We start from the raw sequence: 16,176 nt of genomic DNA on the forward strand, positions 1-16,176 counted from the left end.
AGATAGACATGTAAAAAGCTTTCCCAGGAAATATCCCAGGAAAGCCTGCAGTTGGATTAAAATAGATTAGTTTAAAATTCTAACTTTCACTTGTTTCCGTCCAAATGACAAAGCATCCGATCTGTTTGCCATGAATAAATCAATTTTATTTCCTTTGATTGCTCCGCCTGTATCGCCTGCAATCGCATTTCCGTATCCTTCTACCCATACTTTAGAGCCTAAAGGAATAACACTCGGATCTACTGCAATTACTTTAAGACCAGGGTTCGTTTTCAAGTTAATGCCTGTAGCTGTAATGCCTGAACAGCCTGTGCAACTTGCTGTATACGCTGTTGCCGATACATAAAATTCTTTTCCGCCAGTTGGTTCTGCTGCAGGTGTCTCTTTAACTGTTGTAGTTTTGACTGGTGTTGCTTTAGGAGTTGCTGTTGCTTTAGCTGTAGTCGCTGTTGGTGCTTTTTCAGTTGAAACAGTTTTAACAGTTTCTTTTTGAGTACCACGCGAAACACTAGCTACTACTGTTTTTGTACCAACTGCTGTTACTTGTTTTGTTGGTTCTTTAACAACTGTTTCATTCTTAAGATCTCTTTTTACTTCTTTACCATTTTCTTTTACAATTTCATACGTTTTTTCAACTAAGCCATTTTGACCTTTTTGAACAACTTTTTCGCTGCCTTTGAGAAGCGTATCGTCTTTTTTAGTCTCCACTGCGTACTTCACAGCATCCTCAACTACATCAGTAAGCTTTTCAACGCGAACTACTTTGACTTGAGAATTTGGTAAGACCAATGCATCCATTTCAGTTTCAACGCGATCAAGTTTACCTAAAGTAATTTTGTTTTCTGTTAAGAAATTAGCAACTGTCGTTGAAGTAGACCATACTTTCTTTTCTTCAAGACCGTCTTGAATCGTTACTTCGTATGCTTTTTCAACTGAGATTTTTGTGTCCTCATCTACTTGTGCGTCTAATGCAGGTGTTACTTTATCGTGTTTCGTTAGTTCGATATTCGCTGTTGCTAAAATTTCTGACACGGTGTTTTTAGTGGTCCAAGCTGAAGTTGCTTCTCCATCAACGGTTACAGCATATTGTTCTGCTGCATCCCATTCTAATGTCATATCTTCGTTAATCGGCGTTTCTGCAGAATGGCTTACAAAATCATGCTCTCCAGTTTCGATGTCTTGTTCTTCTAAAAAGGCACCTACTGTTTCTGCATGCGTTCTTACCTGTTCTTGTTCTCCATTTGCTGTTACAGTTACTGTATTTTTTGTTCCTTCATATATGGCGAAAGTTAAAACCGCTGCGAACAACAATACAGTCGCGATTGTTACCGCCAACGATTTACCTTTAAATGACTTTGTCGAATTGGTACTATTTGTTTGATTTGTCAAAAATAATTCCTCCTCTTTCACTTGAGTGATTATATGGGCCTGTGTTTTTCATGTCAACGAATACGAATTTCTTAATTTCACTTTTTTTGAGAAAATTTATAAAACTTTTCAGCGTTCTCAGTAGTTGCTTTTGCGACAGTCTCTATTGAAATGTCTTTTAACCGCGCAATTTCTTGCGCTACTAAAGGAACATAAGATGGTTCATTTCGTTTGCCACGATATGGGTGCGGCGCTAAATATGGAGCATCTGTTTCAATCATTAAATAATCAAGCGAAATCGCTTCAGCAACTTCTTTTGGCTTTTTGGCATTTTTGAATGTTACCGGTCCACCAAGTGAAATCATGAAGTTCATTTCTATACTTTGTTGAGCTGTCTCTACACTGCCGCTAAAACAATGCATAACACCGCCTACTTCTTGTGCATTTTCTTCTTTAAGAATTTTCAAGACATCTGCAGTTGCTTCCCGGTTATGAATGATAATCGGCAGTTTCACTTTTTTAGCCAACCGGATTTGCTTACGGAAGATTTCCTGTTGCACCTCTTTTGGTGATTTGTCCCAGTGGTAGTCTAAACCGGTTTCTCCGATTCCCACTACTTTTGGGTGAGCTGCAAGTTCTTCAATCCATTTTAAATCTTCATCAGTACAATCTATGGCATCTACTGGATGCCAACCAACTACTGCGAAGATGAATTCGTAGGTTTCGGCCAACTCTATGGCTCGTTCGATCGTTTTGCGGTCGAAGCCGATGACTACCATTTTCTCCACATGGTTTTCTCGTGCGCGCTCAATGACTTCTACTAAGTCCTCATCGTATTGATCTGCATTTAAATGTACATGGGTATCGATAAACATCAATCATTCTCCTCACATTAAGCTTTATTCTAATGGTTCTACCTGTATCTTTCTTCACAGCAACATTACAATTAGGTAACAAAACATGTTAATTCTGCGTCATTCTTGTTTATTCCCATGTAATATTGGGCAATCTATCCTAAGAAAACAAAAAAAGACCCACTAATGAAAGTGGGTCAAAACAGTTCTTTTCCAGTGTTTTTTATTTTATTTTCGAGCCATTTGGAAGCTGTTCAGCGACCGATGCTAACGTTAAGTACCCGTCTTTTTCACCAGCTAAGACCATTCCTTCAGATAACTCTCCACGCAATTTCACTGGTTTTAAGTTTGCGACAACGACTACTTTTTTACCAACTAAATCAGTCGGTTTGTAATGTTCTGCAATTCCTGAGATTACTTGTCGTTTTTCATAACCCATATCTAGCTGTAATTTTAATAGCTTTGAAGTTTTTGGTACAGCTTCGCATTCTACTACTGTAGCTACGCGCAAATCCACTTTAGCGAAGTCTTCAATATCAATTTCCGGTACATCCGGAACTTCCATCACTTCTGGCTCTTCTGCGACTGGCGCTACGGATCCACGCATTTGGTCACGAATATATGCCACTTCTGGTTCTACTTCAAGGCGAGGGAAAATCGGCGTACCTTTTGACACAACTTGCGTACCAGCCGGAATTTTAGCGAAGTCTTGTAATGTATCCCACGCTAAAAATTCTTCTGTTAACCCAAGTTGCTCAATAATTTGTTTTGGTGCATTCGGTAAGAACGGCTGCAACATAACTGCTGTCATTCGCAGACTTTCTGCTAAATGAGCCATAACAGAATCCAACTGCTCTTTTGCATTTTCGTCTTTTGCTAATACCCATGGTTGCGTTTCATCAATGTATTTATTTGTTCGAGAAATCAGTGTCCAAATTTCACTTAATACAATACTAAACTGCATTTTTTCCATATACTGTTCATGCGCTTTTACTGTTTGTGCAGCTACTTTTTGCAATGGTGCATCAAACTCTGTTTGCAAGCCGTTAATTTGCGGCACAGCTCCTCCACAGTATTTATTAATCATCGATACTGTTCGGTTCAATAAATTCCCCAAATCATTCGCTAAATCGAAATTTGTTCGCTCAATAAATGATTCTGGTGAAAAAACACCGTCTGAACCAAACGGTAATTCACGTAATAAGAAATAACGAGTCGCATCTAGACCGTAACGCTCAACCAGCATTTCCGGATATACAACATTGCCTTTAGATTTCGACATTTTGCCGTCTTTCATCATGATGAAGCCATGCGCAAAAACTTTTTTCGGTAACGGCAAATCTAAAGCCATCAAGAAAATTGGCCAATAGATTGTATGGAAACGAACGATATCTTTACCAACTACATGAACATCTGCTGGCCAGTACTTATTAAACAAGCTGTCGTCTTCTGAACCATAACCGAGAGAGGTGATGTAATTCGACAAAGCATCTACCCAAACGTAAATAACGTGCTTCGGATCTCCAGGAACCGGAATTCCCCAGTCAAAAGAAGTTCGGGAAACCGACAAGTCTTCTAGTCCAGGTTTGATGAAATTATTGATCATTTCGTTTTTACGGGATTCTGGTTCAATAAATTCGACATTATTTTCATAGTAATCAAGAAGACGTGCTGCATACTTTTTCATGTTGAAGAAGTACGACTCTTCTTTCACTTTTTGAACCGGGCGTCCACAGTCTGGGCAATTGCCATTTTCTAATTGGTTTTCAGTGAAAAAGGATTCGCACGGTGTACAATACCAACCTTCGTATTCACCTTTATAAATGTCGCCATTGTCGAGAAAAGTTTTAAAGATCCGTTCGACACCTTCTTTATGACGTTCTTCTGTAGTGCGGATAAAGTCATCATACGTAATGTCCATAACCGACCAAACTTGTTTTGCAGCTGCAGCCATTTCGTCCACAAACTCTTGTGGCGCCTTGCCTGCTTCATTTGCTTTTTCTTCTATTTTCTGGCCATGCTCGTCCATTCCAGTTAAAAACCGGACATCAAATCCGCGTAAGCGCTTATAGCGGGCCATTGCATCAGAAGCGACTGTTGTATAAGCCGTTCCAATATGGAATTTTCCGCTTGGGTAATAAATCGGTGTAGTTAAATAAAATGTCTTGTTGTTAGCAGTCACGAAAAATTCCTCCAGTTTTTTTGTATAGTCCTTATTTTAACCAAGTCCCCAATTTTGTACAATCTTTCAATTCCAACAACCCCCTTAAATAGGTAATATAGCTTGTCGCCTATCTCATCACATTGCAATCTCATTCGACATTTTGTCGAATTTATGACATCTTATACGATAATTCTTACGAAATTAACACCATATCTTAAATTTTATTATATTTTCGATAGTTTTTTATTGACCTAATTGACAGTACTTGGTATGATTTATTACAGGAAGTGGAAAATGTCGAATTTTGACGAATACATCCGATAAACTTAAAGGAGGACTATAATTATGAAATCAACAGGTATTGTTCGTAAAGTAGATGAGTTAGGACGAGTGGTAATTCCAATCGAATTGCGCCGTACTTTAGGAATCGCTGAGAAAGACGCATTGGAAATTTATGTGGACGACGATAAAATTATCTTGAAGAAATATTTACCAAACATGACATGTGCAGTTACAGGCGAAGTATCAGACGAAAACATGCAATTAGTTGGCGGTAAACTGATCTTAAGCTCTGAAGGCGCAGAAATGTTAGTAAAAGAAATTCAAAACAACTTAAAGAGATAATTTAAAAAACCGGATGCCCGTGCATCCGGTTTTTTTATGATTACTTTTTTACGCCCTACAGAGCTACACGGGTGCTTTCGCTTTTCTTTGTCTAGACTCCAGCACCCAGCTCTTTGGATCGTAAGCCACTCTAGCTGTGTGGCTGGAAACACGCCACTTCGCCAGCCCGTCTTACGCCCGACAGAGCTACACGGGTGCTTTCGCTTTTCTTACGTATGATAAGCCTGATACACTTCTCTTTTCGATAATTGCCGTTCAATCGCTGCTTCTTTAATAGCTTCTTTCGATGTTAAGTTTTTGGTTTCTATCAATTGATCGACATGTTCTTCAATCGATAACGTTTCCCACCACTTCACGTTTTCTATCGGTTCGGGATCCGCATTTCCTTCTAGAACTAAGCAAAATTCTCCGCGAATTTCATTTTCGTCGGCCCATTCAACGGCTTCCCCTACAGTTCCTCTAATAAACTCTTCGAATTTTTTGGTTACTTCTCGCGCTAACACAATCTTCCGGTCATCGCCTACTGCTTTTTGCATACTTTTCAAGCTTTCTTTTAATCGGTGAGGCGCTTCATAAAAAATCAGCGTTTCTTCTTTCTGGCTAAGTACTTCAAGTTCAGCAAGCCGCTCTTTTTTATTACGCGATAGGAATCCGTAAAACAAAAAGGGTTGTGGCGAGATTCCAGAAGCAATTAGCGCACTGAGTGCTGCGTTGGCTCCAGGTACAGGCACCACAGGATAGCCTTCTGCAACTGCTCGTTTCACAATGTCTTCGCCCGGATCCGAAATACATGGCATACCAGCATCACTAACTAATGCGACCGATTTTCCTTGTTCCAAATACGACAAGATTTTAAAGCCGCCGCTTTCTTGATTGTGTTCATGATAGCTAACCAATTTGGTTTGTATATCAAAATAATTGCAGAGATTTTTGGTGTTACGCGTATCTTCCGCTGCAATAATATCTACTTCTTTTAAAATACGTAACGCCCGTATTGTCATGTCTTCCAAATTACCAATAGGCGTTGCTACTAAATACAAAGTTGCTTCTTTGTGCTGAAAACTTTTTTGAGATTTCATTTGCCGCTCTCCTTTTCTTCAGCAATATAACGAATTTTTTGAGGCTTGGTTAATTGCTTAAAAGCATATTCCGCTTTCATAGCTTTTTGCTTTGTATCAAAGCATTCATGATAAATTAATTTAGACGGTCCTTTAGCACGAGTGTATTTTGCACCTTTTCCTGTATTGTGTGCAGTTAACCGCTTTTCAAGATCGTTGGTGTACCCTGCATAATAAGACTCATCGGCGCATTCCAAAACATAAAAATAATGATTAGTTATTTCCATATAATAACTCGCGTACTTCTTCTGTATATTCTCCATCTTCTCCGTAAACAACCAGTGGGGGCAATATTTTCAAATCTGGTTTCCCGTCTTTAATGCCTTCTATTAATAACGTGTTCGCTTCTTTTCCTGCTTTTGGGTAAACGAGACGAATCCGTTTTGGTTCTAAGCGGTTTGCACGCATCGCTGCAATCAAATCTATCAATCGACCTGAACGATGCACAAATGACGCTTTGCCACCTTGTTTAAGCAATTGACTTGCAGCTTGTACAGCTTCGTCCAATGTTAAATGCAATTCATGACGTGCAATCGCCATGTGTTCACTAATGTTTTTGTCACTCATCTCATGTGCGGGGAAATAAGGAGGGTTACAAGTCACGACATCGTATTTTTCAAACCCTAATTGTTGCGGCATATCTTTAACATCGCCTTCGATAATTTCTATCTGCTTTTCAAGCTCATTGTAGGCAATACTGCGCCTTGCCATATGAGCGAGTCTTTCTTGTATCTCAACTCCGATAATGCGAGATTCCGTTCGTGCACTTAAAAACAACGGAATTGCACCATTGCCTGTACATAAATCCACAATCGTTCCTCGTTTTAACGGCACATACGCAAAACGTGCTAATAATACAGCATCTAAAGAAAACGAAAACACTGATGGACTTTGAATAATCCGCAAATCTTCCGCTAATAAATAATCTAACCGTTCGTCATCCACTAACATTTGTTCAACTCCTAGCATAACAAAAGGCTGCCGCCACACGGAGTGTCGGAAGCCTTTCTCTTTATCGATCTTAATTTTTACTTTTTAGTTTTGTTTATTCAGGAATGATAAACAAAACAGACAATCATCGCCTTTTCGAGAACTTCCGAAATGGACGTTGCAGACATGGTAACCTTCATGATACAAGCGCGCCAAGTTATCATAGCCTTCGCCAATATCCATAACAGCTTTCTTCAATTTCACCGGATCTACCGCTGCCACTTCTGGCACTGCTTTATGGAATTCATCCAATCGCGAACGCAAATGATGATTTTCTAACTGCAATGCATGATGTTCCTCCATCGTCCGAGCAACAACGGCTTTTAATTCGCTGAATTGCTCTTGCATCGATTGAAGTTGCTGTTCAAATTCCATGACTGTATCTAAAAAGTTTTTTTCCTTCACTTAAACCACCTCACGCTCTCGTTCCTTGGCCTATTATCTCATCTAATGTATATTCAAGTGTTTGTTCTTGCTCAGATAAACGAATTTTTAATACTCGTTCCAAAATGTTCATGCCAACAACACGACCATCGCCGTCTGGCGTCGTTACTCGTGTGCCAACATCCGGCATTTCTTTTTTCGCTGTTTCATATTCATCGTTCTCATATTTTAAGCAGCACATTAATCGTCCGCATAGGCCTGAGATCTTCGAAGGGTTTAACGATAGATTTTGATCTTTCGCCATTTTAATGGATACCGGTTCAAAATCACCTAAAAACGTAGAACAGCATAACATACGTCCACAAGGACCTATGCCACCGAGCATTTTTGCTTCATCACGAACACCGATTTGGCGAAGTTCAATGCGTGTACGGAAAATGGAAGCCAAGTCTTTGACCAAGTTCCGGAAATCCACACGACCTTCTGCTGTAAAATAAAAAATCACTTTATTGCGATCAAACGTGTATTCGACATCAACTAGTTTCATATCCAATTGATGTTCTTCAATTTTTTCAGTGCCCATTTCAAAGGCACGACTTGCTTCTAGCCGATTTTCCTCTACTTGTTGGCGATCACGTTCAGTCGCGATTCTCACCACTTGTTTTAAAGGCAAAACGACATCGTTTTCACCAACTGTTTTCGTTGGCACGACTACTTTCCCATATTCTACGCCTCTTGCTGTTTCCACAATGACGTAATCGTCTTTTTCGATTCCTAATTCAGCTGGATCGAAATAATATATTTTACCCGCTTTCTTAAAGCGAACACCTATCACATTATACAATTGCTACCCCTCCTGCAGATTCAGCATTAACTGCTCCATCAACAGCGTCCGGTTCATATTGCGCGGCAATTGTTGTTTGGCTTGTAATATAGCCTGCAACTGCTTGGACAATACCGTAAAGGAGCGTTGGAGAGCCATCTGCTTCCAAGTTTCTTCCATGTCTGGATATGTTCGTGCAGTCTCAAGACCTGCTTTTACCGAAGCGATGTCCCGATATGCAAATAATAACATGTCTAGGCCTCTTTCGGCATCTTCTTTTTCTTTAAATAATGGTAACCATTCGGCTTGAAGCATCAAAAGTGCTTCATGAATATTGCCACTAGACACTTCCACCATTTTCAAAACTGTTTTTCTTGCTTGTGAAAATTGTTCATCTTGACTTAATGCAATAGCTTCTTCTTCACTTTGTGTCAGCATACTCACGGTTGCTGCCATCGATTCGGTCATACCATTCGCTATCAACTTTTCCATTAACTTTGGACGTGATAGCGGACGAAATGACACCAATTGGCACCGGGAACGGATTGTGCTCATCAGCGCATTCAGACGTTCTGTTAATAAGATAGCGGTAACGTTAAACTCTGGCTCTTCTAAAAACTTCAACAGTGCATTAGCAGAAGAATTATTCATTTTGTCTGCCTGCTCAATTACGTATATTTTACGGCCTGTGTTCAAGCCCGTTTTATTCAATTTGAAAATCAATTCACGGATTTGGTCGATTTTAATGTTTTGACCATCCGGTTCGATGAAAATAACATTCGTATGATTGCCGGAATTATACAATTGACAGCTCCGACATGTTTCACATGGAACATTTTCAACAGGTGATTCGCATAGTAGAAGCTTAACGAAAAAATGAGTAATTTCTTTTTTTCCTGAACCTGCAGGACCTTCGAATAAGTAAGCATGCGCTAGACGCTCTTTTCCATAAGCTCCTTGCAGTCGCTTCATAACTACCGGTTGCATCTCCAAAAATTCATCGGTTGTTTTTTGCATCAACTTCACCTTCAGACTTTGTAAAAAATCCCGTGTTCCGATTGGATCACGGGTATTGTTTATGGTACTAGTTCGACGCTACCCGTGGTACTTATCACGGGAAACTTACTTGTCCCTATTGATTAAAAGTGATGGAATTGTTCAATTGGCAAGACAAAAATCGTTGCTCCCCCAACTTCAACTTCCACTGGATAAGGAATATATGAGTCAGCGTTACCACCCATTGGTGAAACGGGAGCGACCATTTGTTCACGAGAACGGCAGTTTTCACGAATCAAGTCCATCAATTTCGGGATGAGATCATCTTCAACTCCGATTAAAAAGGTGGTGTTCCCTGAGCGTAAAAACCCTCCTGTACTGGCAAGTTTTGTAGCCCGGAAATCATTTTTTGTTAATGCATTGGATAATCGGTTACTGTCTTGGTCCTGTACAACTGCTACTACGAGTTTCATCAGCACCCACTCCTTTTTATCTTTCTTCTATATAAGTATAACATGAACGAAGGTAAGCACTGCATATCTTTCCAGTCATTTAATCAAAAAACAGATACTGCGAAAAGGCTTACGTCGGATCTACTGTTGTTTGGCGTTCTTCTATGAAACGTACAGCTGTTTCCAAAGCATCTGCAAAAACGACTGAAAGTTCATTTTCTGCATTCACCAAGCGAATACGTTCCGGATTTTGACTTAACAACAAAAGATAACCTTCTCGTACTTTATAATGGAACTTCATCGACTCTACATCTAAACGATTTACTTCACGTTCTGCATCCTTTTCAATCCGCGCCAATCCGACTTTCGGATTAACGTCAAAATACAGCGTCAAGTCTGGCATGTATTCATCAATAGCGAATTTATTGATAGCGAAAATTTCTTCCATTCCAAGTCCTCGTGCGTAGCCTTGATAAGCAAGACTCGAATCAATATATCGATCACATAAAACAATACTTCCTGCTTCGAGTGCAGGAACGATTTTCTCCACTAAATGTTGTCTTCTTGCAGCAGCATATAACAAAGCTTCTGTTCGCGCATCCATTGCTGTATTTTCTCGGTTTAAAATGACCTCACGGATTTGTTCGGCAATGTCGATGCCACCTGGCTCTCTTGTGCAAACAACCGAAAATCCTTTTTCCGTTAATGCCTCTGCCAGCATTTTCAGAACCGTCGATTTCCCCGATCCTTCTCCACCTTCAAGATTGATTAAATAACTCATTTTGCTGATCACCTTATTCCATGAAATTAATCATAATCTACTGTTTCAAACTCTTTATACTATACACGAAACGATGCTCGTTTTACAGTGGCCTACCAAAACTGTGAAGTTAACACTATTCTTCGTCTTCCGCTACTCGGTAAGCTCGACGAAACAACTCCATTTGACTGTCTAAAACGGGTTCATCATCTTTACGCGGTACATAATCATAAACTCCAGCAGCATCTTGCTCTCTCGCTTTAACATTGTCCATAAGTCCCAACTCCAAAATGGTTTGGACTTGGTCTTTGATTTTTTCATCGATAATCGGAAATAAAATTTCGATGCGGTTGTTCAAGTTCCTCGTCATCATATCTGCTGACGATAAAAACAATTTTTCTTTGCCGTTCTGATTAAAGAAATAGACGCGGCTATGTTCTAATAGGCTACCAACAATACTTCGTACTCGAATATTTTCACTTACTCCTGGTATGCCCGGTCGTAAACAACAAATTCCCCTAACGATTAATTCCACTTTTACTCCTGCATTCGATGCTTCGTATAATTTCATAATAATGACCTTATCTGTTAATGAGTTCATTTTCGCAACAATCCGGCCATTGCCGTTTTTTTTCTGATAACGAATTTCAGCATCGATCAACTCAATAATATCGGTTCGAATCGTAAAAGGCGCTACCGATAAGTAATGGAATTCGGGTTTTTCCGTATAGCCGCTCAAATAATTGAAAAAATTAGTCGCATCGATTCCAAATTGCCTCTTTGATGTAAATAGACTCATATCGGTATAAATTTTTGCAGTTTGATCGTTGTAATTACCGGTACCTAAATGAACGAACCGTTCGATTTTATCTTCTTTTTTACGGACGACGAGCGTAATCTTACTATGTGTTTTCAAATGCGTCATGCCATAAATAACATGACAACCCGCTTTTTCTAACTCTTTCGCCCAGTGAACATTGTTTTCTTCATCAAAACGAGCTTTTAATTCAACGAGCACCGTAACTTGCTTGCCGTTTTCTGCCGCTCTTTTTAATGCTTTAATCACCGGAGAATCTCCACTAACTCGGTATAAGGTCTGCTTAATCGCTAGAACATCTCGGTCATCTGCAGCTTCTGATATAAATTGGACAACAGGCTCAAACGATTCATACGGATGATGCAAAAAGACATCTTGCTCACTGACTTTCTGAAAGATTTGCTTGCCTGTCTCCATACTCGCAGGTAATTGAGACACTTTTCCTTCAAAGACCAAATGTTCCCAAACAGGCGCCATTTTTTTATAAAAATTGAAAAATGCCGTTAAATCCAAAAATCCTTCAATTACGTAGACATCTTTTTTATGAACTTCTAGTTCATCCGTCAAATAATCCAAAATATCCAAATCAAATTCAGGCTGTTGAATTTCTAATCGGACTGCAGCTCCCCATTTCCGTTTACGAAGCTCTTCTTCAATTTCCTTTAGTAAGTCGCGCGCGCCTTCTTCATGTATAGTCATGTCCGCGTTGCGTGTAATGCGGAACACAGAAACCGAAGTGACTTGAAAACCATGAAATAACTTATAGATAAAGAAACTAATCACGTCTTCTAATAGCACTAATTTATGATTGTTTTTCTCTGGCTCAATTCGAACAAAACGTTCCAACACTGCAGGCACTTGAACAATAGCGATTTTCTGCCCTTCTTCGTCTTGTTTTTTTTCCGTTTCCAATTTCACAGCTAAATTGATGCTTTTATTGAGCAACATCGGAAAAGTTCGGTATGCGTCGATCGCCATAGGCGTCAGTACCGGAAAAATATAATCTTCAAAATATACTTCCATCCCTTTTACTTGTTCAGCATCTAAATCTTTCATTTTCAAAAACTCGACATGTTCTTTTTGAAGCTTTGGTAGCAATGTATTCTGCAATGTATCGTATTGTAAATCTACAAGTTGATGGGTTTTCATCGCGATCTCATGTAACTGCTGCTTTGGTGTCATTCCTGCTTTGTTTTCAGGTTTCGCAAATCCAACTTTTACTTGATCTTGCAGCCCAGCTACACGAACCATAAAAAACTCGTCTAAATTCGAACTGAAAATCGCCAAAAACTTTAACCGTTCCAGTAAAGGATTTTTTTTATCAAGTGCTTCTTGCAGAACGCGTTCGTTAAAAGCGAGCCAGCTCAATTCACGGTTATTATAATAAGCAGGATTTTTGAGTTCCAAGTTCTTCTTTTTCCCTGACTCCACTGCCGACACCACCTTTTACTTGGTTTTTAGCAATTGATTATTTATAAAATTTAAATTCCACTGTTTGCTTTAGCTGTTTTTCCAAATGTTTTTTCTGTTTTTCCACTTGGTATTGCTCAGGCTTCCAGTCTTCGCGACATTGAACCGAAAAAACCAACACATCCTCTTGTTGCTCGAGCTCGATCTTTTCAACTATATCTCGTTTTGTCGCATTTAAACTATAAGCCATTTTAATAATCGCTCCGAGTAAAGTATATTTTGCTAACTCGTCTTTAGTAAACCACTTTTCATAAAGTGCGACATTTCGTTTGAAAATCCCTCTGTTTTTAAATGAAGCCATCAACGCAATAATGACGCGTTCTTTATGCAGCAAACCGTCTATCGTTCGATTGCTTAATAAGTAAAACGTATGTTGATGACTAGATTCTGAATCGATATAACTGCCTAAATTATATAGAGCACTACTCAGTTTTAATCGTTTATAATCTTGTTCTTCCAAAGACAATAAATCAATGGCTTCTAAAGCATTTGAAATGAGCAAAGCGCTATTTGTAACATGGAATGCATGAGTTAAATTAATATCATAATCGATGGCTAACTCATGAAAGCTTTCTTCTATAACATTGGGGAATACGGCCAAATCAAAGCTTTTCGTCATCTCTTCGTAAAAAACGCCATCCCGTAAGCCTTTTCTACTGAGCGCAAACTGTTTTGTATCAATAATCTCCATCAAATAACGAAACACTTCAACAGCAGGGATAATGATGTCAGCACGGTCTTTTGATAAACCTTCTAACCCTTGAAGCTCTGAAAAATCTTGAGAATTCAATAAGTCATACACTTCCTCTACATCGTCTTTGTTCATCATATATTGATGCACACCGGAAAAAGGATATTCAATATACTCTTGATGAATTTGAGCCATGTTTCGCGCACTTCCTCCAATACCAATTAACGGCAAGCGTTTATCCGCTAACCACTCTAACTGATCAAACTGTTCTCTTAAAAAACTCCGCAGCTCACGCATTTCTCCTTTTTTCGGCGTATCTTCTTGGATAAACTGCTCTTTTAAAGACAACACACCAAATGGAAAACTATAAAAGTAGATAAGCTGACGATCTTTAAAATAGGTGATTTCCGTACTCCCTCCACCAATATCCACGGTAATACCACTGGTGAACGGTGTTGAATTAACTACTGCGAGGTATCCATAATGTGCTTCTTCGTATTCTGATAAGATACGGATAGAAAAATCGGTTTCATCCGCTACAGTTGTTAAAATAGCAGCTTGATTTTCTGCTTGGCGTACTGCAGCAGTAGCAACGCATTTAATAGACTTTAATTGATGATGACGAGTGACTTCTTGAAAGCTCTTCAATGTCTTCACTAATATATCGATACCTTCTTGTTCTAGAACATTGTTCTCATTTAAATAACTTCGAAGTCGAGCCACTGCTTTAACATTTTCACTTTCAGTAAAGCGCCCACTTTTGTCCCGTGTATAAATGACAAGTCGAATGGTATTCGAACCAATATCAATGATTGCATACTTTTCTTGTTCCATGAAAATACCCCCTCATCCTAGTCGATGCTTTAGTATACCCTTTTATACTTTGCTTACTACCTCAGTATCTTGCATAAGAACTGGCAATTGCTTAGACGCCAAACGATGATCACCTTGGATCTGTGCATTTGCTGCAAGATGATTCATCAATTCTTCAACTTTAAGCATAGTCCATTTTTCACCCGCTACAATTAATGGAATACCTGGTGGATAAGGTGTTACCATCCCTGCAGCAATGCGTCCGATAATTTGTGTATAGGAAACCCATTCTTGATCGGCCAAATCAATTTCCTCAAAAGACAACTCTGGTACTGTCACATCATTTAATGTTTTAACTTCCATAGTTGTTTCTTGTCTACTTTCTCCTTCAAGCATGGCTACCGCTTCTTTTAAACGACTGCGAATTTCCGCAAATGGATAAGTATGCCGCTGTTTTAATAAAGGCAAGATCAGTAATACTTGAAAAGGATCTCCTAATTCTACTTCAATACCAACTTGCTCTAACTTTTCTTTTAGTTGGTAACCACTATGGTGAGAGACTCGTAACATAATTTTGAGTGGGTCATCTGATTCTACTACGAGTAACTGCGGAATCATTCGTAAGCTACTTAGAAAACGGTCACGCTTTTCATTAAACGACCGAATATCCGGTGGCGAATAACTTTGCAGATAAGCCCGTGCATCATCTAAAGAAGCTAAGATTAAATACGATGGACTACTCGATTGAAACATTCGCAAATATTTTTGAATTTTTTTCCCACTCACACGATTGCTGCCCATATGTAAAAATGACCCCATAGTCATAGCTGGCAAGGTTTTATGGGCCGATTGCACAACAACATCAGCACCTAACTCTAATGCTGAAACTGGAAACGGCGCACCCGCCTGAAAATGAGCTCCATGTGCTTCATCTACCAAAACCGCGATTTCTTTTTCATGGCATAAAGAGATAATTTCAGAAAGTTCATCAGAAACAACTCCATAATAATTGGGATAAGTCAGGACGACTGCCTTTGCCTCAGGATATGCCTCGATTGCCGCTTTGATTGCTGTTAGCGACACTGCAGCAGCTGTCATGGAATATTCATCCCACCTTGGCGCAACATATACAGGACGCACGTGGGCAAGCTCTAATGCATGAAAAATCGACTTATGAGAATTACGCTGAACAATTACCACATCTCCCTCTTTACAAGCAGCATGAATCATTGCCAAATTCCCCACAGTTGAGCCATTGACCAGTAAAAAGCTCTCTTTGGCCCCATAAGTCTCCGCCAATAACAGCTGAGCTTCCTGAATTGCACCTTCTGGATAATGAAGATCATCCAACCCTGTTAATTCTGTTAAATCATACGCGAGTGCGGGATGAATTTCTTTTGGTAACCCTGATAAGATTCCATGCTTATGTCCCGGTACATGAAAAGAAATCGGCTGTTTTTTTTGAAACTGAATTAAAGCATCTACAATCGGACGTCGTTGCGTCATAAACTTTCATCCTCACATTGATTAATTGACTCTATTATAACAATTCCGTGTGAAAATCGTGGTTTCGAAACTAAAAGACCAGATTGTTCTTTTTTATTACTTTTCTTTAAACACAAAAAAGCCGTTACCGGAATCGGTAACGACTTTCTTTAAGTGCCCAGCGACGTCTTACTCTCACAGGGGGAAACCCCCAACTACCATCAGCGCAAAAGAGCTTAACTGCCGTGTTCGGGATGGGAACGGGTGTGGCCTCTTTGCCATCATCACTGGACTATTTAGTTGAGTGCTTGTTCACTCAAAACTGGATAAACGACATTGGAACGTGCAAGTGCTTCGCGTACATTGT

The 16,176-nt window shown here is 39.4% G+C and carries 15 protein-coding genes and 1 rRNA gene; 1 reads left to right on the plus strand and 15 read right to left on the minus strand.

The window, feature by feature from the left end:
• Positions 1 to 66: 66 nt before the first annotated feature.
• The 3 genes from MLE13_RS17015 to metG form a co-directional block, all read right to left on the minus strand.
• Positions 67 to 1,389 carry a G5 and 3D domain-containing protein gene (locus tag MLE13_RS17015; RefSeq protein WP_240750982.1) on the minus strand — a complete coding sequence of 441 codons (1,323 nt, stop codon included), beginning with the start codon at positions 1,387 to 1,389 and terminating at the stop codon, positions 67 to 69.
• A 77-nt stretch (positions 1,390 to 1,466) separates the two neighbouring features.
• Entirely contained in the window at positions 1,467 to 2,243 is a 777-nt protein-coding gene (locus tag MLE13_RS17020) for a TatD family hydrolase (protein WP_240750983.1), read from the minus strand.
• 202 nt (positions 2,244 to 2,445) lie between these two features.
• Entirely contained in the window at positions 2,446 to 4,404 is a 1,959-nt protein-coding gene (gene metG, locus MLE13_RS17025) for a methionine--tRNA ligase (protein WP_240750984.1), read from the minus strand.
• A gap of 327 nt (positions 4,405 to 4,731) precedes the next feature.
• Between metG and MLE13_RS17030 the strand changes: the two genes are divergently transcribed.
• Entirely contained in the window at positions 4,732 to 5,010 is a 279-nt protein-coding gene (locus MLE13_RS17030) for an AbrB/MazE/SpoVT family DNA-binding domain-containing protein (RefSeq protein ID WP_065527621.1), read from the plus strand.
• Positions 5,011 to 5,219: 209 nt separating this feature from the next.
• Here the strand turns inward: MLE13_RS17030 and rsmI are convergent, their stop codons facing one another.
• From rsmI to rrf, 12 genes are all read right to left on the minus strand, one after another.
• Complete coding sequence (gene rsmI, locus MLE13_RS17035; protein WP_240750985.1) at positions 5,220 to 6,089, minus strand: 16S rRNA (cytidine(1402)-2'-O)-methyltransferase; 870 nt, start codon at positions 6,087 to 6,089, stop codon at positions 5,220 to 5,222.
• A complete protein-coding gene (locus MLE13_RS17040) occupies positions 6,086 to 6,355 on the minus strand; it encodes a GIY-YIG nuclease family protein (RefSeq protein ID WP_240750986.1) in 270 nt (89 codons plus the stop codon). Before MLE13_RS17040 ends, rsmI begins: the two co-directional genes overlap by 4 nt.
• Positions 6,342 to 7,079, minus strand: coding sequence for a tRNA1(Val) (adenine(37)-N6)-methyltransferase (locus MLE13_RS17045; RefSeq protein WP_240750987.1), 738 nt, complete (start codon positions 7,077 to 7,079; stop codon positions 6,342 to 6,344). The genes MLE13_RS17040 and MLE13_RS17045 overlap by 14 nt, the downstream gene beginning before the upstream one ends.
• Before the next feature lie 84 nt (positions 7,080 to 7,163).
• On the minus strand, positions 7,164 to 7,523 hold the full coding sequence (yabA, locus tag MLE13_RS17050) for a DNA replication initiation control protein YabA (RefSeq protein ID WP_008433090.1): 360 nt from the start codon (positions 7,521 to 7,523) through the stop codon (positions 7,164 to 7,166).
• Between the two features lie 10 nt (positions 7,524 to 7,533).
• Positions 7,534 to 8,346, minus strand: coding sequence for a PSP1 domain-containing protein (locus MLE13_RS17055; protein ID WP_240750988.1), 813 nt, complete (start codon positions 8,344 to 8,346; stop codon positions 7,534 to 7,536).
• Between the two features lie 3 nt (positions 8,347 to 8,349).
• Positions 8,350 to 9,342 carry a DNA polymerase III subunit delta' gene (gene holB / locus MLE13_RS17060; RefSeq protein WP_240750989.1) on the minus strand — a complete coding sequence of 331 codons (993 nt, stop codon included), beginning with the start codon at positions 9,340 to 9,342 and terminating at the stop codon, positions 8,350 to 8,352.
• 122 nt (positions 9,343 to 9,464) lie between these two features.
• Positions 9,465 to 9,794: a cyclic-di-AMP receptor gene (locus tag MLE13_RS17065; RefSeq protein ID WP_008498586.1), complete on the minus strand. Its 330-nt coding sequence runs from the start codon at positions 9,792 to 9,794 to the stop codon at positions 9,465 to 9,467.
• Positions 9,795 to 9,903: 109 nt separating this feature from the next.
• A complete protein-coding gene (gene tmk, locus MLE13_RS17070) occupies positions 9,904 to 10,554 on the minus strand; it encodes a dTMP kinase (RefSeq protein ID WP_240750990.1) in 651 nt (216 codons plus the stop codon).
• Positions 10,555 to 10,669: 115 nt separating this feature from the next.
• Complete coding sequence (locus MLE13_RS17075; protein ID WP_240750991.1) at positions 10,670 to 12,781, minus strand: RNA degradosome polyphosphate kinase; 2,112 nt, start codon at positions 12,779 to 12,781, stop codon at positions 10,670 to 10,672.
• Between the two features lie 37 nt (positions 12,782 to 12,818).
• A complete protein-coding gene (gene ppx / locus MLE13_RS17080) occupies positions 12,819 to 14,345 on the minus strand; it encodes an exopolyphosphatase (protein ID WP_240750992.1) in 1,527 nt (508 codons plus the stop codon).
• Positions 14,346 to 14,387: 42 nt separating this feature from the next.
• The gene (locus MLE13_RS17085) at positions 14,388 to 15,830 is read right to left on the minus strand and encodes an aminotransferase class I/II-fold pyridoxal phosphate-dependent enzyme (RefSeq protein WP_240750993.1); all 1,443 of its coding nucleotides are present in this window, start codon (positions 15,828 to 15,830) and stop codon (positions 14,388 to 14,390) included.
• A 155-nt stretch (positions 15,831 to 15,985) separates the two neighbouring features.
• Positions 15,986 to 16,101: ribosomal RNA gene (rrf, locus tag MLE13_RS17090) — 5S ribosomal RNA — on the minus strand.
• Positions 16,102 to 16,176: the final 75 nt, after the last annotated feature.

The sequence above is a fragment of the Planococcus halocryophilus genome, from assembly GCF_022489025.1.
Lineage (GTDB): Bacteria > Bacillota > Bacilli > Bacillales_A > Planococcaceae > Planococcus > Planococcus halocryophilus_A.

Bases quoted from the DNA above. Each gene is read 5' to 3' on its own strand.
- MLE13_RS17020 (WP_240750983.1), bottom strand. From the start codon at position 2,243: ATGTTTATCGATACCCATGTACATTTAAATGCAGATCAATACGATGAG.
- MLE13_RS17030 (WP_065527621.1), top strand. From the start codon at position 4,732: ATGAAATCAACAGGTATTGTTCGTAAAGTAGATGAGTTAGGACGAGTG.
- rsmI (WP_240750985.1), bottom strand. From the start codon at position 6,089: ATGAAATCTCAAAAAAGTTTTCAGCACAAAGAAGCAACTTTGTATTTA.
- MLE13_RS17040 (WP_240750986.1), bottom strand. From the start codon at position 6,355: ATGGAAATAACTAATCATTATTTTTATGTTTTGGAATGCGCCGATGAG.
- MLE13_RS17045 (WP_240750987.1), bottom strand. From the start codon at position 7,079: ATGTTAGTGGATGACGAACGGTTAGATTATTTATTAGCGGAAGATTTG.
- holB (WP_240750989.1), bottom strand. From the start codon at position 9,342: ATGCAAAAAACAACCGATGAATTTTTGGAGATGCAACCGGTAGTTATG.
- MLE13_RS17065 (WP_008498586.1), bottom strand. From the start codon at position 9,794: ATGAAACTCGTAGTAGCAGTTGTACAGGACCAAGACAGTAACCGATTA.
- tmk (WP_240750990.1), bottom strand. From the start codon at position 10,554: ATGAGTTATTTAATCAATCTTGAAGGTGGAGAAGGATCGGGGAAATCG.
- ppx (WP_240750992.1), bottom strand. From the start codon at position 14,345: ATGGAACAAGAAAAGTATGCAATCATTGATATTGGTTCGAATACCATT.
- MLE13_RS17085 (WP_240750993.1), bottom strand. From the start codon at position 15,830: ATGACGCAACGACGTCCGATTGTAGATGCTTTAATTCAGTTTCAAAAA.